This window comes from Olivibacter sp. SDN3 (assembly GCF_014334135.1).
Classification (GTDB): Bacteria; Bacteroidota; Bacteroidia; order Sphingobacteriales; family Sphingobacteriaceae; genus Olivibacter.
This window is the reverse complement of sequence record NZ_CP060497.1, coordinates 1,641,760-1,662,821: the sequence shown is the minus strand read 5'-3', so window position 1 is coordinate 1,662,821 and position 21,062 is coordinate 1,641,760. Positions and strand designations below refer to the sequence as shown.

18 protein-coding genes and 2 tRNA genes are annotated in these 21,062 nt (G+C 42.1%); 11 read left to right on the top strand and 9 right to left on the bottom strand.

The window, feature by feature from the left end:
- Window positions 1-197 precede the first annotated feature (197 nt).
- The 6 genes from H8S90_RS06685 to H8S90_RS06660 all read left to right on the top strand — a co-directional run bounded on the left by H8S90_RS06685 (window position 198) and on the right by H8S90_RS06660 (window position 7,099).
- Window positions 198-2,954, top strand: coding sequence for a glycoside hydrolase family 2 TIM barrel-domain containing protein (locus tag H8S90_RS06685; RefSeq protein ID WP_255501848.1), 2,757 nt, complete (start codon window positions 198-200; stop codon window positions 2,952-2,954).
- A 97-nt stretch (window positions 2,955-3,051) separates the two neighbouring features.
- Window positions 3,052-3,801 (top strand): UDP-2,3-diacylglucosamine diphosphatase, encoded by a 750-nt coding sequence (locus H8S90_RS06680; protein ID WP_187341789.1) that lies wholly within the window; start codon window positions 3,052-3,054, stop codon window positions 3,799-3,801.
- A 365-nt stretch (window positions 3,802-4,166) separates the two neighbouring features.
- Window positions 4,167-5,240: a peptide chain release factor 1 gene (gene prfA / locus H8S90_RS06675; protein WP_187341788.1), complete on the top strand. Its 1,074-nt coding sequence runs from the start codon at window positions 4,167-4,169 to the stop codon at window positions 5,238-5,240.
- Between the two features lie 69 nt (window positions 5,241-5,309).
- Window positions 5,310-5,383 (top strand) — tRNA-Asp (locus H8S90_RS06670).
- Window positions 5,384-5,437: 54 nt separating this feature from the next.
- Window positions 5,438-5,511 (top strand) — tRNA-Asp (locus H8S90_RS06665).
- A gap of 235 nt (window positions 5,512-5,746) precedes the next feature.
- The gene (locus H8S90_RS06660) at window positions 5,747-7,099 is read left to right on the top strand and encodes an MATE family efflux transporter (RefSeq protein WP_187341787.1); all 1,353 of its coding nucleotides are present in this window, start codon (window positions 5,747-5,749) and stop codon (window positions 7,097-7,099) included.
- Window positions 7,100-7,108: 9 nt separating this feature from the next.
- Here H8S90_RS06660 and H8S90_RS06655 read toward each other — a convergent pair whose 3' ends face one another.
- On the bottom strand, window positions 7,109-7,807 hold the full coding sequence (locus H8S90_RS06655; RefSeq protein WP_187341786.1) for a M15 family metallopeptidase: 699 nt from the start codon (window positions 7,805-7,807) through the stop codon (window positions 7,109-7,111).
- Window positions 7,808-8,007: 200 nt separating this feature from the next.
- Between H8S90_RS06655 and rplM the strand changes: the two genes are divergently transcribed.
- The 5 genes from rplM to H8S90_RS06630 all read left to right on the top strand — a co-directional run bounded on the left by rplM (window position 8,008) and on the right by H8S90_RS06630 (window position 11,120).
- Window positions 8,008-8,451, top strand: coding sequence for a 50S ribosomal protein L13 (gene rplM, locus H8S90_RS06650; protein WP_187341785.1), 444 nt, complete (start codon window positions 8,008-8,010; stop codon window positions 8,449-8,451).
- Between the two features lie 11 nt (window positions 8,452-8,462).
- Window positions 8,463-8,849 carry a 30S ribosomal protein S9 gene (rpsI, locus tag H8S90_RS06645; protein ID WP_187341784.1) on the top strand — a complete coding sequence of 129 codons (387 nt, stop codon included), beginning with the start codon at window positions 8,463-8,465 and terminating at the stop codon, window positions 8,847-8,849.
- 18 nt (window positions 8,850-8,867) lie between these two features.
- Entirely contained in the window at window positions 8,868-9,695 is an 828-nt protein-coding gene (gene rpsB / locus H8S90_RS06640; RefSeq protein ID WP_187341783.1) for a 30S ribosomal protein S2, read from the top strand.
- 111 nt (window positions 9,696-9,806) lie between these two features.
- A complete protein-coding gene (tsf, locus tag H8S90_RS06635) occupies window positions 9,807-10,646 on the top strand; it encodes a translation elongation factor Ts (RefSeq protein WP_187341782.1) in 840 nt (279 codons plus the stop codon).
- A gap of 150 nt (window positions 10,647-10,796) precedes the next feature.
- On the top strand, window positions 10,797-11,120 hold the full coding sequence (locus H8S90_RS06630) for a hypothetical protein (RefSeq protein ID WP_187341781.1): 324 nt from the start codon (window positions 10,797-10,799) through the stop codon (window positions 11,118-11,120).
- A 10-nt stretch (window positions 11,121-11,130) separates the two neighbouring features.
- On the opposite strand, the gene H8S90_RS06625 is transcribed toward H8S90_RS06630, so the two are convergent.
- From H8S90_RS06625 to H8S90_RS06590, 8 genes are all read right to left on the bottom strand, one after another.
- Window positions 11,131-12,669: a YifB family Mg chelatase-like AAA ATPase gene (locus tag H8S90_RS06625; protein ID WP_187341780.1), complete on the bottom strand. Its 1,539-nt coding sequence runs from the start codon at window positions 12,667-12,669 to the stop codon at window positions 11,131-11,133.
- 99 nt (window positions 12,670-12,768) lie between these two features.
- Window positions 12,769-14,109, bottom strand: coding sequence for a signal recognition particle protein (gene ffh, locus H8S90_RS06620; protein ID WP_187341779.1), 1,341 nt, complete (start codon window positions 14,107-14,109; stop codon window positions 12,769-12,771).
- Window positions 14,110-14,199: 90 nt separating this feature from the next.
- Window positions 14,200-15,051, bottom strand: a complete 852-nt coding sequence (locus tag H8S90_RS06615; protein WP_187341778.1) for a DUF2911 domain-containing protein — start codon at window positions 15,049-15,051, stop codon at window positions 14,200-14,202.
- 119 nt (window positions 15,052-15,170) lie between these two features.
- Complete coding sequence (locus tag H8S90_RS06610) at window positions 15,171-16,919, bottom strand: DUF4091 domain-containing protein (protein ID WP_187341777.1); 1,749 nt, start codon at window positions 16,917-16,919, stop codon at window positions 15,171-15,173.
- Window positions 16,920-16,948: 29 nt separating this feature from the next.
- Window positions 16,949-18,229 carry a sugar MFS transporter gene (locus H8S90_RS06605; RefSeq protein ID WP_187341776.1) on the bottom strand — a complete coding sequence of 427 codons (1,281 nt, stop codon included), beginning with the start codon at window positions 18,227-18,229 and terminating at the stop codon, window positions 16,949-16,951.
- Between the two features lie 313 nt (window positions 18,230-18,542).
- The gene (locus tag H8S90_RS06600; RefSeq protein WP_187341775.1) at window positions 18,543-18,965 is read right to left on the bottom strand and encodes a hotdog fold thioesterase; all 423 of its coding nucleotides are present in this window, start codon (window positions 18,963-18,965) and stop codon (window positions 18,543-18,545) included.
- Window positions 18,962-19,480: a DinB family protein gene (locus H8S90_RS06595; RefSeq protein ID WP_187341774.1), complete on the bottom strand. Its 519-nt coding sequence runs from the start codon at window positions 19,478-19,480 to the stop codon at window positions 18,962-18,964. The genes H8S90_RS06600 and H8S90_RS06595 overlap by 4 nt, the downstream gene beginning before the upstream one ends.
- Window positions 19,461-20,696: a HAMP domain-containing sensor histidine kinase gene (locus tag H8S90_RS06590; protein ID WP_187342951.1), complete on the bottom strand. Its 1,236-nt coding sequence runs from the start codon at window positions 20,694-20,696 to the stop codon at window positions 19,461-19,463. Before H8S90_RS06590 ends, H8S90_RS06595 begins: the two co-directional genes overlap by 20 nt.
- Window positions 20,697-21,062 lie beyond the last annotated feature (366 nt).

Sequence of the window (21,062 nt, the reverse complement as noted above, 5' to 3'; positions counted from 1 at the left end):
AGATGATCCAAAACAGGCATGAAACCTGCATAAGCTACCGCCCTCAAAAGATTATGAGCCGGACGGCTTTATACAGGCTTCATCACCTAAAAAAATATATCGATGAAAAACCGAACCGACCAAAGGGAGTTCATGGACACCGAAAACAACACGAGTCCTAATGGGACTTACGGCTGTCTGGCGGTTGAGGTATTGACATGGATGTAAAGGGGTATTTCATTGTAGGTAATGAGCTAATGCTGATCTTGGTTAAATCAGGTCAACAAATAATCAATCGTTGCGGCATGCATACTTTTTCCGTTCAAAAGAAACGTTTCTATTTAGCTTTTTTCAGCCTTTTATTAAGCACTTTGCACTTATTTGCACAAGAATCATATGAGTTGAATAACAATTGGAAGTGCCTGAATTACAAATTGGTTAAAGACGTAGGAGAAAACCTTTCTGTTATAAACCATCCTATCCACAACTGGAAACCCGCCGTCGTCCCTGGAACAATATTGACAACAATGCTCGAAAATGGTGAAATTCCTGATCCTTTTTTCGGCATGAACAACGAAAAAATTCCGGATATTTATGCTATTGGAAAAGATCATTATACCTACTGGTTTGTCAATGATTTTGACGAGAAGGTTGTTAGCGGAGATCAACAGGTGTGGTTAAACTTCCGTGGGATCAATTATAGCTGTGAAATATTCTTAAACGGGAATAAGGTCAATCCAACGACCGTCAAGGGAATGTACCTTCGTCAATCATTTAATATTACTGACTATTTATCCAAAGATGGCAAAAACAGACTCGCTGTGCTGGTATTTCCGCCCGACGTAGTAGGAAACCCCAATGGCGGACAGGGAGGTGATGGCACCATTGCAAAAAATGTTGGGCTTCAATATACCGCGGGATGGGATTGGATACAGCCTATTAGAGATCGCAATACAGGCATATGGGATAAGGTTTTTATAGAGAAAACAGGCCCAATAGCCATAAAAGATCCACATATCGTCACCCTACTTCCTGGGAAAAGAAAAACATCGGGAGATCAGGCTCCCGCCACAATTAAAGTCTCCACCACCTTACAAAATGCTACTAGTAGATCGGTAAGTGGAACTTTGCAATTCTCTGTTGCAGGGGAAAAAATCAGTAAGGAGGTGACCATCGGCCCGAAAGGCACCATAGACGTTGCTTTCCCCGATCACATCCTAAAAAATCCTAAACTGTGGTGGCCCGCAAATTATGGCGATCAGCATTTGTACACATCGAGCTTGGAATTTTTAACCAATAAGGAAATAAGCGATCAACAGCAAATAGCTTTTGGTGTACGCGAAATCCAGACCTATTGGAACCCGACCACTAGAAGTAAGGAAATTGCAGTCAACGGCCAAAAAATATTTATCAAAGGTGGTAACTGGATCGTATCGGATGCGATGCTGCGTTTTTCTAAAGAGCGCTACGATGCCGAGATACGCTTTCACCGCGACATGAATCTCAACCTAATTAGGGTTTGGGGAGGAGCACTTACGGAACGACCGGAATTTTATGAAGCTTGCGATCGTTATGGACTGCTTGTTATACAAGACTTCTGGATGTCTGGAGACTGTAATGGCCGGTGGGAGGATCCAAAAAAACTGGACGATCAGTGGACGAGAAGGCAGTACCCTGACGACCATTCGCTTTTCCTGGCTTCAGCCGCAGATATGATCAAAATGATCCGAAACCACCCCTCACTGGCCATTTGGTGCGGAGGCAATGAAATCACTCCTCCAGACGATATTTTAGTTGCGCTGAAAGACTCCATTATGCCGCAGCTTGACGGGACACGCTGGTTCATAGATTATTCCAATTCGGATGAAATGTCTTATAATTTCATTGGTGGTAACGGCGATGGACCATATGGTATTCAAGATATAGAAACATTCTGGGCAGACCGCACCTGGCCATTCAATTCTGAAGTAGGGTCTGTTGGTATTGGTGATATGGAATCGCTGGAACGATTCCTTCCCAAGAAAAATTTAGTTGCACCCATCTACACGCATGACGAAACGCTTGGCACATCATCAGAGGAAGTCGATAGTGTTTGGAAGTACCATACCTACATCGGATACGGTAAACACATCGCACCTTACGGCACGGTGACCGATGTGGAAGATTTTGCTAAAAAGGCACAATTAGTGAACTATAATCAATATCGGGGTTTAATTGAGGGCTTTTCTTCACATATGTGGGAGTGGTATACCGGAACAATTATATGGAAAACCCAAAACCCCTGGACTTCCATGCGCGGGCAACTATACGATTATTACCTTGATCCCAATGCCGGTCTCTATGGATTACGTAAAGGTAGCGAACCCCTACACGTGATGTACGATCCGGTTGACGGCTTTATTATGGTTGCCAACAACCTTTTGGAGAGCAAGAACAATGTGATGTTGTCTGTTAAAGCCTATGATATGGAAGGCGAAGTTCACCCACTTAACCAAGTGTTCATTTATATGGAGCCTTCATCAGTCAAAAAAATTCTCCCATTGAAACAGCAACTCCAAAAAATTGGTCTTCAGGAAGGACTGTTTCTAAATGTGCAATTACTTTCTGCAAACAAGGAGCTATTAAGTGATAACTTTTATTGGCTTCCCAACGAGGATGGCCAATATAGTGGCTTGCAACAATTAAAGAAGGTGCCGTTGGATGTACAGGTACAAACGAAAATGCCTGGCGAATATGAAGTGACATTACATAACTCACCAGAAAACCCTGTAGCTTTTTTTAATAGGATCTCATTGGTGGATCAGGGACAAAAACAACGAATATTACCGACGTTTTATGACGACAATTATGTATCTATCCCTCCCGGGGGCAGCAAAACCATCAAAATCAGCTGCCCAAAAGAAAAGATTGATTCTGCAATGTCTGTAGCCGTGGAAGGGTGGAACGTGGATACAATATATATACCGATAAGTTAAGCGTCGCCGTTAATTCGTCTAGCGGTCTGCTTATTTTCCCTCGATATAAATTTAAACAGGTGCTAATTAAATCGTCTTTTTTTTTACTTTCGCATCAATGGCTGATCAAAAGAAAATTTACTTTGCGTCCGACTTCCACTTGGGAGTACCTACCTACGAAAAGAGCAGAGCCCGTGAGGCCCGATTGGTACGCTGGTTAGATTCCATTAAACACGATGCAGCGGAACTTTATCTAATGGGCGATATTTTTGATTTTTGGTTCGAATACGCTACGGCTGTACCGAAAGGTTTTGTCCGCTTTTTAGGCAAATTAGCAGAACTCTCAGATGCTGGAGTCAAAATAACCTTTTTCAAAGGTAATCACGACATGTGGATGTTTGGATATCTTGAAGACGAGCTTGGGGCAACCATTATTTCGGACGAGCTGATTATTGAGCGCAATGGCAAAAAATTTTACCTACACCATGGAGATGGGCTGGGGCCAGGGGATACGAAGTACAAATTCTTAAAAAAGTTTTTTAGAAGCAAGTTCTGCCAATGGCTGTTTGCCCGTATACACCCCAACTTAGGCATTGGAATAGCCTTGCGATGGTCGCATAACAGCCGGATAAGCGGTGGTAAAAAAGAATGGCGAAAAAAGGTCGAGCAAGAATGGCTGGTGATATATTCCAAAGAACTGCTTCAAAAAGAATATTTCGATTACCTTATCTTCGGACATCGGCATTTGCCTCTTGACATTGATCTAGGAAGTAACAGCAGGTATATCAACCTAGGCGAATGGGTAAATTACAATACCTACGCCGTTTTTGATGGTAATACCGTGTCAGTGAAGGCATTCGAAGACTAAGTTACGGAGTTAAGCATGGATGCCGTCTTCTAGGCCGTGTCTGCCGACAGACTCAAAACCTATTAGGGTCTCCGGGACTTTTGGATACGCATAAGCAAGCTTGTGCGTGGGCAGCGCGAGCGTTTCACTTGCGTGGCGTATCCGAAATGCTTAAAATCCCTGGTACAATTGGCGAACGATTGTGAAAAAAAAGCATTTTATCTAAGTTTTCATTTATAAATAAAGCTCTCGTTGGCAGATGAGAGATCGATAAATTGCTTTTATATGCTGTTTTCGTATTTTGCATATAAAGGGCATTTTATCTAAGTTTGTGAAATTTTGCCAAACATTTTAGTGTTTAGGCATCAAGTGCAAATCATACCACTATGTTAGAGAAGTTAGAAGCTATAAAATTACGTTGGGAAGAAGTAGAACGTGAATTGAGTAATCCGGATACGGTAAACGACATGAAGCGGTTCGCAAAACTTAACAAAGAATATAAAGACCTGGGAAAAATTGTTGATGAATATCATGTCTACAAAAACATCATCAGCAATATAGAAACCAATAAAGACATTTTGGTCAATGAGAAAGACCAAGAGTTAAGAGAAATGGCCAAAGAAGATCTCGATGCGCTGCTTATACAGAAAGAAGAGAAAGAGGAGAAAGTAAGACTAATGATGATTCCAAAAGATCCAGAAGATAGCAAAAATGCCATTTTTGAGATTAGAGGAGGAACTGGAGGCGATGAAGCAGCTTTATTTGCTGGTGACCTCTACCGCATGTATACCCGCTATTTCGATCAGAAAGGATGGCGAGTAGAAGTAATGGACGTGACAGAAGGAACTGCCGGAGGCTATAAGGAAGTCATTCTTAAAGTAAGTGGTGAAGACGTGTATGGTCAATTGAAATATGAGTCGGGCGTACACCGTGTGCAACGTGTTCCCGACACCGAAACACAGGGTCGTGTACATACTTCTGCCGCTTCTGTAGCCGTTTTACCGGAGGCGGAAGAGGTAGATGTAGAAATCAACCCGGCAGACGTCGAGCTACAGACATCGCGATCGGGCGGTGCGGGAGGCCAAAATGTAAACAAGGTAGAGACCAAGGTGCAGTTAACGCACAAACCCAGCGGTATTGTGGTGGTTTGTCAAGTGGAACGATCGCAATTGGCAAATCGTGAGCTTGCCATGGAGATGTTAAGAACCAAACTTTATGAGTTAGAACTGCAAAAAAAACAGGGAGATATTGCCGCAAAACGAAAGACGATGGTATCAACGGGCGACCGGTCAGCAAAAATTCGCACCTACAATTACCCTCAAGGACGTGTAACGGAACATAGGATAGGATTAACTATGTACAACTTACCGTCTGTAATGGATGGTGATATTCAGGAGATTATCGACGCGCTGCAATTTGCGGAGAATGCCGAAAAAATGAAAGAAGGGGGCCTCGAATAATTTTTTTAATAAAAAGATTCTAATTTTAAAAAATCGCACTATATTTGCAGTCCTCAAAAGAGAGGAAGAGGTCCGGTAGTTCAGCTGGTTAGAATACATGCCTGTCACGCATGGGGTCGCGGGTTCGAGTCCCGTCCGGACCGCTGAAGGAAAGCAAAATACAGCTTTCCTCGTTCTTTTAACATCGTAATAATATTGGTCCGGTAGTTCAGCTGGTTAGAATACATGCCTGTCACGCATGGGGTCGCGGGTTCGAGTCCCGTCCGGACCGCTTTTAAATCTCTGGTTTTTTTGTTCCAGGGATTTTTTTTTCTCCCATTTTTTCTTCTTCTAAACGTGTGACATTTTCTGATGGAAGAAAGGGTAAAAACAAAGCTATCTATATTAGACTAAGTTTATCATTCAAAATGCACCAACGTATAATGGACTTATACTTGTTGGTATTGCACCTCGCGACAGGCGCAAGTTAAGCTTGTTACTTTTTTTATTCTTATTGATTAATTAATATGCACGGATTAGGATTGCTACGTAACGAAGCGGGCAAAACTTTGAAGCTCGCCGGTCCAATTATCTTCGGAGAATTAGCACAAATGGCGCTAAGTCTGATAGATACCGCTATGGTAGGCGCCGTAAGTTATAAACAGCTGGCCGCCGCTGCATTGGTAATGAGCGTTGTTAATATTCCCTTTGTATTGGGAATAGGAATGACCATGTCTGTTTCCCAATTGGTAGCCATGGCACATGGTCGCAATGATGCGCAGCGTGTTTCACACTATTTATATAATGGCTTTTTATTATGCGCCTTTACTGCCCTCATAATCGTCGTCGGACTAGAGCTTGGCAAAGACATCCTTTTTCATCTAAAACAAGATCCAGAAGTTGCGGTGATGGCCGTACCATTTTTAAGGATAATAAGCCTTTCGCTTATCCCGATGCTTTTATTTATGACATTAAAGCAATTCACCGATGGCTTAGAATACACTCGGACAGCCATGACGCTTTCTTTGGTTGCTCTTCCGGTGAATGCTTTTCTCAACTGGTTGCTCATTTTTGGAAACTGGGGTTTTCCTCGTATGGAGTTGGTGGGTGCAGCATGGGGCACCCTGATTACCCGGACATTGATGTTTGTCGTGTTAGCCTACCTAGTTTTTAACCATAAAACATTCCGCAGATATGTGATGGCGAGACGTAACCATTGGAAGTTCAGTTGGCAAACCATCCGTGAACTTTTAAGAATAGGTATTCCCAGCAGTTTACAAGCAGGAATGGAAGTAGGTGTATTTGCCGTTTCTGCCATACTCGTAGGCACCATAGGTGCTATAGAGCAAGCAGCACATCAAATAGCCATGAACTGTGCCGCATTCACCTTTATGGTATCCATGGGTTTAGCTCAGGGGGGCGCTATCCGTGTAAGCAACGCATACGGACGTCATGACTGGTATAAAATTTTGGCAATCGGAAAAAGCAGCATGATTACCGCTCTCATATACGGGGTGCTCTGCTTTCTGGTATTTATCTTTTTCAACGGCCATCTGCCCCGATTATTTAACGATAATACGGCCGTGGTCGCCTTAGCTTCATATTTGCTGATTTTTGCCGCAATTTTCCAAATTTCGGACGCTACGCAGGCGGTGGGCGTAGGTTTGCTCCGTGGTGCTAAGGACGTAAAAATACCTACACTGCTGGTAGGTGTTGCTTATTGGGTAATAGGCTTACCTGTTGGCTATATTCTCGCATTCCATTTTGACATGCGTGCGCCGGGCATTTGGACGGGCCTTATTATTGGACTCGGTTTAGTTTCGGTGTTCCTAACCATTAGGTTTCTTCGATTAAAGCGAAACATAAAAATCGCACAATAATCTAAGTGGTTAAAGGTCATCAAAAGCGATGTCCAGGAGCTCAAAATCCGACCAGTTTTTATAGTCAAAATGCCACCATTCTTCTGGATACACCCGAAAACCGTGTTTGGTCATAACTGCCTTTAACAAGGCACGGTTTTCGCGTATTTCTTTTGGCAAATCTGGGTAATCGGCATGTGCCTGTGGTGTAAACGCATCAAAAGAAGTAGGCATGGCCAATTCAGAACCGCTTTTCAAGTCTATTAAGGTAAGGTCCACTGCACATCCTCGGTTATGCCGTGAGCCTTTCCGTGGAGAAGCGACATAAACCGTGTCTTTTGTTTGTTCGTAAAAGGCTACTGTTACACGATATGGCCTATAAGCATCAAATACTTTCAGTCCCAATCCTCGTGCATTTAACTCTTGCTGAACAGCTCGCAACGCACGTGCCGCAGGAAGACGTAAGTAAGCGCCTGCCCGTGAATACATTTTTTTCTTCATGAAATTTTGCTCACTGGCATACTTTATATCCAGCACCACTTCCGGGATAATGTCTTTTAGGGCTACTAAACACTGATTCGTGTCTTGCTGACAGGTTCTCTTATAGTCCTCAACGGTCGAGACCGCCCGGACTCCGTATTTTGCTCCAAGCTGCTCTTGTCCCGAACACCAGAAAAATGTTGATAGTATACCAAAAAGTACAACCAGAAAAAGCTCCACAAATCTCATATATGTGCGTGATTTTGCTAAAGATCCTGATTATAAATGGGAATATCAACAATTGTCTTTTTACATCATACTGTTCAGAAAAGCACTCATAATCAAAGATTTTTCTCAATAAGTTTCCGAATACAAAAAATTCTCTCTACCTTTGCAGTCCTTAAAATAAGGACAAAAGTATATTGTTTAATTAATTCAAAATCAAGCAAGTGAATACGTTAAGTTACAAAACTGTCTCAGCCAACAAAAACACCGTTAACAAAGAATGGATCGTTGTTGACGCTGAAGGTGAGATTTTGGGGCGCTTGTCATCTCAGATTGCCAAGGTAATTAGAGGGAAACACAAGCCTACGTACACCCCACACGTAGACTGCGGAGATAACGTGATTGTTATCAATGCAGACAAGATTAAGTTGACTGGAAACAAACTGGGAGAAAAGCAGTATGTTTCATACACGGGTTACCCTGGTGGTCAGCGTTTCATTTCTCCAAAAGATTTATTGGCGAAGCATCCTACCCGTATTGTAGAAAAAGCGGTACGTGGTATGCTACCTAAAAACCGTTTAGGTCGTGCTTTATACAAGAACTTATTTGTGTATGCTGGGCCAGAACACCCACATGCCGCACAGAATCCGAAAACCGTTAAATTCTAAGGAGAAAAGAAATGTCAACAACTAACACTTCAGGAAGAAGAAAAACCGCTGTTGCCCGCATTTATTTATCTGCAGGTAGCGGCAACATTACCGTAAACGGTAAAGACTACAAAGAGTATTTCCCTACATTGCCCTTGCAATACATTGTTACTCAAAGCACAGAAGTTGCTGGCGTTGCCGGTAACTACGATGTGAAAGTTAACGTAGCTGGTGGAGGCGTTAAAGGCCAGGCCGAAGCGGTGCGTTTAGCTATTGCTAAAGCATTGGTTGAGCTAGACCCAGAGGTAAAATCTGCATTACGTGCGAAAGGTTTAATGACCCGCGACGACCGTATGGTTGAGCGTAAAAAACCAGGCCGCCGTAAAGCTCGCAGAAGATTTCAATTTAGTAAACGTTAATTTAAGGAGGATCAATCAATGGCAAGAACAACATATCAGGAACTACTGGATGCAGGTGTACACTTTGGTCACCTTACCCGTAAATGGGATCCGAAAATGGCTAAGTACATTTTCATGGAGCGTAATGGCATCCACATCATCGATTTGAACAAAACTTTGGCAAAATTGGAAGAAGCATCTTCTGCCATCAAACAAATCGTTAAATCTGGCCGTAAAGTTTTATTTGTTGCGACCAAAAAACAAGCAAAAGACATCGTTGCTGACCAAGCGAAGGCAGTAAACATGCCTTATGTTACTGAACGCTGGCTGGGAGGAATGTTAACCAACTTTGCTACCGTACGTAAGTCTATCAAAAAAATGTCTAATATAGACAAGATGACAAAAGACGGTACCTACGATGTATTATCTAAAAAAGAGAAGTTAATGATTCAACGCGAGCGCGTTAAATTAGAAAACTTATTGGGCGGTATCGCTGATTTAAACCGTCTACCAGCGGCTTTATTCATTATTGATGTAAAGAAAGAGCATATTGCTGTTAGCGAGGCTTTGAAACTGAACATCCCTACGTTTGCTATGGTAGATACCAATTCCGATCCGACAAATATCGATTTTCCTATTCCATCGAACGACGATGCTACCAAGTCAATCAATTTAATCACTAATGTAATTAAACAAGCGATTGTTGAGGGGTTGGAAGAACGTAAACGTGATAAAGAAGAAGAAGCAGAAAAAGAAGCTGCCGCCGCAAAAGCTAAAATAGATAGTGGCGAAGAGGCTGCTCCAGAACCTGCTGCTCCTGCGCGTGAGCGTAAAGCCGAAGCAACAGAAACTAAGGAAGAAAAATAGTTAAATCTTGTTTATTGGGTTAGGGATTACCGTCTGCAAGTTTTCGTTTGCAATACGTAATCCATAACCCATAAATTTTTAGAAAGCATATTAAATTAAAGGAAAAATAAAATGTCTACAGTACAAATTTCTGCATCAGACGTAAATAAGTTGCGCCAACAAACCGGTGCCGGTATGATGGATTGTAAAAAAGCATTGGTAGAAGCAAATGGCGACTTCGACGCTGCTATTGACTACCTGCGTAAAAAGGGGGCCAAGGTTGCTGCCAGTCGTCAGGACCGCGACTCTAACGAAGGCGTGGTTATTGCCAAAACCACTGCAGATGGAAAACGCGGTGTTGTCGTTGAAGTAAACTGCGAAACGGACTTTGTAGCAAAAAATGCTGATTTCGTTGCTTTTGCTGAACGTGTTGCCGATGTTGCCGTTAATGAATCTCCTGCTAGCTTAGAAGACTTAAAGGCACTGGCTATCGATGGTATTAAAATCGCCGATCTACTGATTGACCAAACCGGCAAAATTGGCGAAAAAATCGAAGTATCAAAGTACGAGGTCATTACTGCAGAGAAAGTTGTTCCTTATATTCACGGAAATTATCGTTTAGGTGTATTGGTAGGGCTTAGTGCTGATGTTGACGCCGCAGAAGAAGCAGGTAAAGATGTCGCAATGCAAATTGCCGCAATGAATCCACTTGCTATTGATAAAGATGGCGTCGACTCGAAAACCATTGAACATGAATTGGAGATTGCCAAAGAACAAATCCGTGCGGAAGGCAAGCCAGAAAATATGATCGAGAAAATTGCTCAAGGTAAATTGAATAAATTCTACAAAGAGTCTACCCTATTAAACCAGGATTTTGTAAAAGACGGTTCTAAAAATGTAGGCCAATTCCTTGACAGCGTTGCTAAAGGTTTGACAGTAACTGCATTTAAACGCGTTCAATTAGGCGCATAAGGTATTTCAAACCATCCAAGCGGTTTTTAGAAAACCTCAACAAATCCCTTCTCAGCTATGCCGGGAAGGGATTTGTTGTATGTATAGAAAAACACTTCTCCCTGTCACTATTCCCCGCACATTTCCGTTATAAGCGATAAAACCTTTATTATGACAAGAAATTTACTTATCCCGATTTTGCTTATCGTTTGCTTGTCCTGTGCAAAGGAAGAGCGATTAGCAGAAAACCTACCTTCGCAAGTTTTGGAAAGAATGGACGATCCCAATTGCACATGTGATCCTTATATTGATCAGTATCAATGGCAGAATATAACCGTTTACTTTTTCGGTTTTAGAGGTCCCGCCTGTAATTGGGTGCCACGCTTTGTTGACCAACATGGCAACGAGCTTGAATTAAGCCGGGAGGAAATAGATCTATTTTATGAAGAAGCGGAATTTCAAAAAAACGTATGGTGGTCGTGCACGACAAGTTAATTTACGTGGATCACCCTGCCCAATGCTCCCGATCCAAACTTCTAAAATGAATGGCCTCGGCAAGATGCTCCATCGCTATGGTGTCGCTACTATCTAAATCCGCAATTGTACGGGCTACTTTTAATATTCGATCGTAGGCCCTGGCAGACAGTCCCAGGCGCTCCATCGCATTCTTCAGTAAGGTCTTTCCCCCATCCGTGATCGTACAGATTTCCCTCACTTTCTTTGAACCCATTTGTGCATTGCTGTGTACATTTTCTTCATTCTTGAACCGTATTTCTTGTATATTTCTGGCGGAGATTACCCGTTCTCTAATGCAATTACTTTTTTCAATGTCTGTCTTTGCTGTTAGCGCACCAAAATCAACTGGCGTGACTTCCACATGTAGGTCAATTCGATCCAAAAGCGGCCCGGAAACTTTACTAAGATATTTCTGAACAAGCGCGGGAGCACACACACAATCTTTTTCAGGATGGTTGTAATAGCCGCAAGGGCAGGGATTCATTGATGCTATCAGCATAAAACTAGCTGGATAATCAACGGTTAATTTCGCTCGTGAAATAGTAATCTGCCGCTCTTCCAGTGGCTGCCTTAGAACCTCCAATACGGCACGCTTAAACTCCGGTAACTCATCTAAAAACAATACGCCATTGTGCGCAAGGGAAATTTCACCTGGTTGCGGATTTCCTCCTCCACCTACCAGCGCAACATCACTCACGGTATGATGTGGTGCCCGAAAAGGACGGACGGTCATCAATGCATCTTTAGCAGTTAGCTTTCCAGCTACGGAATGAATTTTCGTGGTTTCAAGCGATTCGTAAAGACTTAATGGTGGCAGAATGGAGGGCAACCGCTTAGCCAACATCGTCTTCCCGGCGCCGGGCGGACCAATCAGCACTACATTGTGGCCTCCCGCTGCTGCGATTTCCAAAGCTCGCTTGATATTCTCCTGTCCGTGCACATCCGAAAAATCAAACGCATAATTATTGATATTGGAAAGAAATTCTTCTCGGGTATCTACCATTGTTTGCGTCAGCCCTTTCTCCTCGTTCATAAATTGAACAACTTCGAGAATATTATCAACCCCGTATACTTCTAAATCATTTACAACAGCCGCCTCCCTAGCATTTGCTTTTGGTAGTATTATGCCTTTAAACTGCTCTTTTCTGGCTTGTAGTGCAATGGGTAAAGCGCCTTTGATGGCTTGGACACCACCATCCAGGGACAATTCACCTAAGATAAGGAAATCAGCCAGTCTATCCGTTTTGATTTGTCCCGACGCGGCGAGCACACCTATGGCAATTGCCAGGTCATAAGCCGAGCCTTCTTTCTTAATATCAGCAGGTGCCATATTAATCACAATCTTCTGCCGGGGCATCCGATAGTTCGCACTTTGTAGTGCACTTTCTACCCTAAAAGTACTTTCCTTAATCGCGCTATCGGGGAGGCCTACAATAAAATATTGTGTTCCCGCAGATATATTGACTTCAATGGTGATGGTCGTTGCCTCAATTCCGTATACCGCACTGCTGAATACTTTGACTAACATGATGTTCAGGTGATGATGTATAAAGGCAAAATAATAAAAAAAGCGCTATCTTTCTTAGAAAAGGTAGCGCCTTCTGCTGTTCATTTTGTGCACTAAATATTATCTACCAAAAGGCATCTTAGGCATGCCTCGCATCATCTTTGCCGCAGCTGCGGGATTCGAGAACTGTTTCATCATCTTTCGCATATCACTAAATTGCTTCATCAACTTATTGACATCATTAATATCTGTTCCAGAGCCACTAGCTATACGCATACGACGCTTTTGATCAATTACGTCCGGGTTTTCCCGTTCATATGGTGTCATAGAACCAATGATCGCCTCAATAGGTTTGAAAGCATCGTCATCAATATCAACGTCTTTGATCGCTTTACCCACGCCAGGAATCATCCCCATCAGATCCTTCATATTACCCATCTTCTTGATCTGTTGTATCTGACTGACGAAATCATTGAAATCAAATTTATTTTTGCGGATTTTTTTCTGCAGCGCCGCGGCTTCTTTTTCATCAAACTGCTGTTGTGCACGTTCAACCAAAGAAACCACATCGCCCATACCCAAAATACGGGAAGCCATACGATCTGGATGAAACACATCCAAGGCCTCCATCTTCTCGCCTGTACCGATAAACTTGATCGGTTTATTGACAACTGATTTTATAGACAAGGCTGCACCACCACGAGTGTCTCCATCTAACTTGGTTAACACCACTCCGGTAAAGTCTAAACGATCATTAAAGGCCTTTGCCGTGTTTACCGCATCCTGACCAGTCATGGCATCTACTACAAAGAGGATCTCGTGCGGTTGGGTGGCATCTTTAACAGCACTGATTTCGTTCATCAAAGCCTCATCGATAGCTAGACGACCAGCAGTATCGACGATAACGATGTTGTTCCCGTTTCTTTTGGCTTCGGTAACTCCTTCCTCAGCAATCGCAATCGGATCCGCTGAATCGCGGTTAGTATATACCGGTACATCTACTTGCTGAGCGAGCACTTCCAACTGATCGATTGCCGCCGGACGATAAACGTCACCCGCAACCAAAAGCGGTTTTTTTCCTTTATTTTCTTTCAGGTATTTTGCCAGTTTACCTGTAAACGTAGTCTTACCTGCTCCGTTCAGACCAGCAATCAATATTACTGTTGGGTTTTTAGTGGTTTCCAGCTCTGTAACCGATCCGCCCATGAGTGCTGTAAGCTCATCATTCATGATCTTGGTCAGCAACTGCCCAGGAGAAACGCTATTCAACACATTTTCTCCCAGAGCCTTCTGTTTTACCTCATCGGTAAAAGCCTTTGCAGTTTTATAATTGACGTCGGCATCCAATAAGGCCTTACGAATCTCCTTAATGGTCTCTGCAACGTTGATTTCCGTAATATTGCCCTGACCTTTTAAAACTTTAAAGGCTCTATCTAACTTATCCTGTAGATTATCAAACATAGATTAAGTAAAAAAAATGATTCCAAGTATTTATCTGCCACAACGAGAAAATTGCATGGACCATTGTGACAAAGGCACAAAGATACAGAATTATTTTGCCTTCTCTATAACCTGGTTATTCAATCGTATATATTCTTCACTATCAGCCTTTTCTGCCGCTTGTCTCCCCAGCTCCGCAGTGGCTTTCGCTCCAGCCTTATCGCCTTTTTTCAGTTGAATCTGAGCCTTCCAATAGTATGGATACGGTAATGCCGGATTAGCTTTCAGGGCTTCATCTGCCCAAATCAATGCTTTATCGAGGTCTTTATCATTATTGAAATAATACTGTGCGGCAGCCAAATAAGGTTTTTTCTCACTTTGCATGGCCTCATCTATAGAAGCCATAATTTCTTGGTCCTGATCAACGTTTATGTCAAATGCCACTGCGGTGTCTTCCCAGCGAATGCTAAGCTTCGCCTGCTTAGCTGTTACTTCAGGAAAATCTATCGTGAACGTTTCCACTTTATTTTTTGTCTTTTCGGGCTTAACCTTAAAACGAAGAACATCGTCTGACTGGTTATATTCATATGCTCCCCATTGATCGCTTTTCTTGTTCAGAATGATTGTCCATTCATTTTTATCAGGTATGGTAAACAAACCATAAGTACCCGCGGCAACTTTTTTGCCATCAATAATGACATCACCACTAAAAGCTAAGGTGGTTGCACCGTTAGCCCCTGTTCGCCACACTTCACCATAAGGTTCAAGACCACCAAAAATTTTCCGCCCCTTAGTATTGGGACGCGCATAAGTTAGCGTAACCTGACTGATACCAAGATCTTGCGTAACGACTTGTTTACTACTAGCAGCAGGAAGCTTTACGGTTTGTGCAAAAGATGTCTCTATGCTCAGTAAAGAAGCAAACAGCATAGCAGTAGCTATACATAAAAAAGTTCTTTTCATTTAGATTTATTTTGATGTTTATAGGTTACAGCGTAGCGTGAAACCTTATTATTTTTCTTCGAAGATAAAAAAACAATCCTGAGATCGTCTAATACATTAACTATAAATTTCAGGTTACATTAAAAGCTATTCAATACTTCCTTTGCTTGATTGACAACCTGCGACGCGGGCATATGATCAAGCGCCTTAAACTCAAAAGGTGTTATCGCCTCATTTAATTTTTTTAGTTCATCATTTTTGCCCTGTTTTTCGAAAGATGCCCGGAGAATTTTTGCTTTCTCAAAATCCTGTATACCTTCTATTAGCCGTTCAAATCGAATGGAACTACGTGCTCCGGGATAAACGAGCCATGCATCTCCCGCCGACCATGTTCCTACCCTGGTATCTTGTAGAGGTTTTGGACCCCAGCAATTGTAAGCCCAGCGTAAATAGCCATCAAAATCTTTATTCAATGCATACCAGGCAAGCCAAGTAGCTTCTGCGGAAGAAGAAGATGTAAAGGTATTCGGATAAGGTTCTGTACAACAGGTATAAAAAGTTGTGGTATATCCCTTATCTCTTCGTTCCTGTATTAAGTCCTTACTGAGCTCATAGCGCAGCGCCACACAATAATCTATCAATTCATTGTACAACTCGGGATGATCTCCACCAGCCAATGAAATATTGAATTGCGGGTCTGCCTCTTTTATAATGGCTATCGCCCGTTGCATGTCTTTCATCTCCCGTTCGTCCATGGCAATGGTTGTCTTTTCAAACCACCCCTTTTCCTTCAGGTGCTTTGCGAAATCTACCAGCATCGGTTTCCAATGTTCCTTGTAGCTATTCTCCCCAGGTTTGGCCTTTAAAAAAACCTGTTCCCCACTAGCTTCATCGAAATAATAGAATTGTAGATCCCATGGTATCATACTGTAGCATTCGATAAATTTATCTACTCCAAAACTCATCATGTATTCCACCCACCTGTCAAAGGCACTATAGTCATAAAACCAAGACCCGTCTTCTTTCTTTACCCATTGGATCATACTTTCATATATGTCGTATGTTTGCCCGTTCCAGGGGTCATAAATAATACTGGCCGTAATAACTTTCTGGCCAGCGTCCGCTAACAGCTGCATGTAAGGTCGCATAGCCTCGAAATGCTCTTCCGACCATGGTTCTATACCATATACTCTAGCTACTGCGTACGGATTTTGCCAAAGGTCCAGATGATATGACCATTCACTAGGTTTAGGTAGCGTATGAGCAAGTACTTCGACCTCAAACGGCAGTGTTTGAGTTTCCTGATCTGCTGAAGAGATCGTCAAGGCACCCCGGTATACGCCCGCTTTCGACGATTCAGGCACCTCTACACTCAACCAAATAGGCCTACTGGTATGATTCTCTATCGACAAGGACGCTACATCATCGATTAAATCGGCCACTAAAGAAGTGTCGAGTCCTTGCGGAATACCACAACCAGACTCCAGTTCTCCTAAATGATCGGTTAACACATAACGAATGAATTTGGCTTTCGCGGCGTCAGCTGCAATCTTATTGCCATTTTCGGCCACTAGGTCGGAAACCTGAAGGGTAATGTCGTGGAGATCTTCCTTTGCCCATACCAATGCCTGTGTATGTACTTTTTCACCTTTCCAGGCTTTTATCTTCCACTCGTTGGTCAATTGCTCTTTCTGAGGAGGTGCCGACCGTTTAAAAGACTCGTCGACAGATACAAAACTACTATTAATACCTCCCCCCACATCGCTCCAAACACTGTTATCTTCCGGATAAGGATCAACTAACTCAACAGCTTCCTTATATTCAGGTAATTGCGCGTTACATAAAAAACCATTTACTAGAAAAACAGCTAGCAAGATTAATCGGCTCATCTTTATCTCAATTTTAGGTAAAAAAGGTTCTATGGTTGTTTTTTGCCCAATTTATGTCCGGCTACTGCATAATAAAAAATTACTAAATAGCAAGGTATCATTACCCAGTAGGCCTGTCGGGGATTCCAAGAGTCTGCCAGCGCACCATAAATTAAAGGGACAACGGCTCCACCTGCTAAACCCATCACCAGCAACGATGAGGCTGCTTTGGTGAATCTCCCTAGGCCTACAATAGCCAAAGGCCATATTGCTGGATACACCAAAGAGTTTGCCAAACCCAGCAATGCGATGAACGCTACCGACACATAACTTTGGGTAAAAATAGCACCCAAACTAAAGATAACACCCAAAATCCCACATATTTTCATTGCATTTTCCTGCTTAATATATTTAGGGATCAATACAATTCCCGCTAAATATCCCAGTATCATGCAAATCATCGTCCCCATAGTGAAAAACTTCGCCACATCTAGTTTTATCCCCTGAGATGACCCATAACTGATAATGGTATCTCCAGCAATAACTTCCACACCAACGTATAAAAACATCGTGATAAAGCCTAGAATAAGATGAGGAAAGTTAAATAAACTCGTTTTCCCTTGATTAGCGGTCACAGCAGTTTGATCCTCTTTATCTGTATCAATTTCCGGTAAGTTCGACCGATATATTAGAAAAGCAAGTACAGCGAGCACGAGGATAATACAAATATAGGGGAAAATTACGCGAGAAGCCAGCTCATTTAATTCTACAATTTTCTGGACTTCCGGCATGGATTCAATTCTTTCTGTTAATGCATCAGCATCACTCAACACTACTGCGCCCAACACTATTGGTGCCACCCCACCCGCCAGTTTATTGCATATTCCCATAATACTGATACGCTTCGCTGCACTTTCCGGTGGTCCCAAAATAGTTATATAAGGGTTTGACGCTGTTTGTAAAATAGCTAAGCCACTTCCCTGTATAAAAAGACCTATTAGAAAAAGCGCGTACGTCCGCGCCATTGCAGCAGGAATAAAGAGCAATGCACCGATAGCCATAATAATAAGCCCTACCGACATACCATTTTTAAACCCGAACACTTTCAGTGTCTTTGTAGACAATGGTGCCATAACAAAATAGGCAATATAGAAAGCAAAGGCAACTAGATAAGATTGAAAGTGATTGAGTTCGCAAGCGATTTTCAGATAAGGAATCAATACGGAATTTAACCAAGTAACGAATCCGAAAATAAAGAACAATGCGCCGATGATAACAATAGGGTTAATGGCGCTTTTACCGATATTGTCGGTACTGGAGTGTTGGTTCATGTGAAAGAATTAGTTTAAGAATCTCTAAGACAATTTGTAAATATAACAATGATTTCATAATGTCTTTACAAGGCTAATAAAATAATTTGATTTTTTAAATTAAAACCTGTATGCAACCGTTTGCTTAAAACAGAACAAATCTTCGGGGCTCTTTTTCTTAAAAAAAGAAGCGCCCCGATAATCCATCGTGGCGCCTCAAAAACCTAAACCTTATCACAAAACCATTACCTGGCTTTATTGATATCTATAGAACATTTGATTTTTTAAATAGTTTTAAAATTAAAACTTCATTAGAAAAAATCGCAGTTATATATTAGCTTTTAGGCACTATTGCTACCGTTAACCTACTTACGCAGGTAAGTTTATCTTTTTCATTATACAGTTTAACATCCCAGATGTGCGTTTTTGCCCCTATGTGAAGAGGGGTACAAACAGCTTTTACAAGCCCTTCCTTTACCGGTCGGAGATGATTTGCATTCACTTCCAATCCAACACCCATATATTTTCGTCCGTCTACCACTAAATTGGAAGCGACACTACCTACTGTCTCTGCCAACACAACTGAAGCGCCTCCGTGCAAAATTCCTGCCGGTTGTCTGGTCCGATCGTCTACAGGCATCGTGGCCGTTAGGCTATTTTCTGTAATCTCCGTAAACTTAATATCTAGCAGTGCTCCAATATGGTTAGCAGGTCTGTCATTTAATTCGTCTATAGTATATACGCTATTCCAAATCATTTAACCGGTTCTAAGTAACGTTCTTTTATTATATTTCGATGGTGGTTAAGATGTCCTGCCACAATATACAGGAAAGCTCTGACACTTATTAGTCTGTCTGATGCCAGGCCTTTCCGTGTCAGTTCGATTTCGTTGAATGACTCGAAAAGGGCCATATTTGCTTTCCTTACCAGTATAAACTCTTCTGCCAAGCTGCCCAAGCTACGTTCTTTGAACCGGGCGTTAGTCACATAGTCTTCCTGTTCAAACCCCGGCAGAGCTTTTGTATCATTTCGGGCAAAACGGAGCGCCCGATAAGCCATTATGCGTTCCGTGTCGATCACATGACCTACAATTTCTTTGATTGTCCATTTGCCTTCAGCATAGGCATACTCCGATCTTCCTGCGGGTATTGCATCTAAAAAAGCAGGAAAGCTAACGATTTGTTCGTTCAGCACCTCCTTAACGTCGCCTATGACGGTATCAACGTATGCTGCATAAAAGGAAGGAAATTCATCAGATTTTAGCGGGTTCATAAGTTAAGCTACTTTTTAATATTATTCTGAAGGTGGTGCCTTTACCTACTTCAGAGTCCTTTACAAAAATTTGTCCTTTATGATAATTTTCAACAATTCGTTTAGTGAGTGAAAGTCCAAGTCCCCACCCCCGCTTGCGGGTAGTATAACCTGGCTGGAATATAGCATCAAACTTATTTCTGGGAATGCCTTTCCCCGTGTCGCTAATATCTATAAATATCTGCTCTTTAGCAATATTTTCACTAATTAATATATTTATTTCTCCAGCCGATTCGATTGCATTTGCGGCGTTCTTTAAGATATTTTCGATAACCCAGTCGAACAACGGAACGCTAAGTTGTGCTTCAACTGTTTTATCCCCCGACACGGTAAATTTTATTTTATCACTTGTACGCACTTTAAAATAGCGTACAAAACTATTAACTACGGGGTATACGGCATGATTTTCTAAATTTGGCTTTGAGCCTATTTTGGAGAAGCGATCCGCCACGATCTCCAACCTCCGGACATCATTTTCCATTTCGCTAAGTAGGGGATCCTCTTCAGCATCAAACTTTACCTTCATAAGTTCTACCCAAGCCATTAAAGACGAGATGGGCGTACCGAGCTGATGAGCGGTTTCTTTTGCCAGGCCTACCCATACCTGATTCTGTTCAGATTTACGCATGCTGTTGAATACCGTGTAAGCAATTCCCAAAAAAATGGCAATCAATGTAAGTTGAACGTACGGAAACACCCGCAATTGTGTAAGGAGCAGCGAGTCTTTATAATAAACGTACCATTTTTCCCCCCCTGTAAGATCAATAACAATTGGCGGATGCAATTCTTTCATTAAGGCCAACTGCGTCTGAAAATATCCCGGGTCATATTTCGGCAGATTACTATTCTCTAGCTGAATATCTGACCCCATGTTATACGGCGTTTTAGTAGAATCAAGGCCGCGATAATAAATGATACTATCTTTTGTATCCGTAATAATAGCCGGTACCTTCAAACTATCGCGCACGCTATAAATGTAGGTGATGTACTCGTCGTTCACGTCGGGCATAGCATACATATTTTTAGTGCTAATGGCCCATACTGAGGCTTTCGTTCTCTCGGCTTCCGATAAGTTTTGCACCAGGAAATTCGTATACCACAACGAAGCAGCGGCAATGATCGCAGCAAATATGAGCAGCAAAAACTTCCACCGCTGGTTATATTGATATGGATTCATATTTCTAACAAGGAAGATGTAACCGGCAGGATCCAAGACAAAAGAACGCATAAAGTTTATGCACAGCCACTACTGTCCTCCTTTAACCACTACATCTTAAACTATTTTACTAAATCCATGCAAAGTACAATTTTATACCATTAACTACAAGGTTTAGGGCAATGGCTATTTACAAAATTATCGTTGAATCGAATAGGGCATTTTCAAAGGCTGTTAACCTTCAAATAAAACGGATACGATATGCTTCTCTCTGGTTGCATATGCAAAGCGTTTTATCTAAGTTTATCTGTAAACAAAGTTCTCATCGGCAGATGAGAGATCGGCAAACAGCTTTTATATGCTATTTAGTATTTTGCATATAAAAGC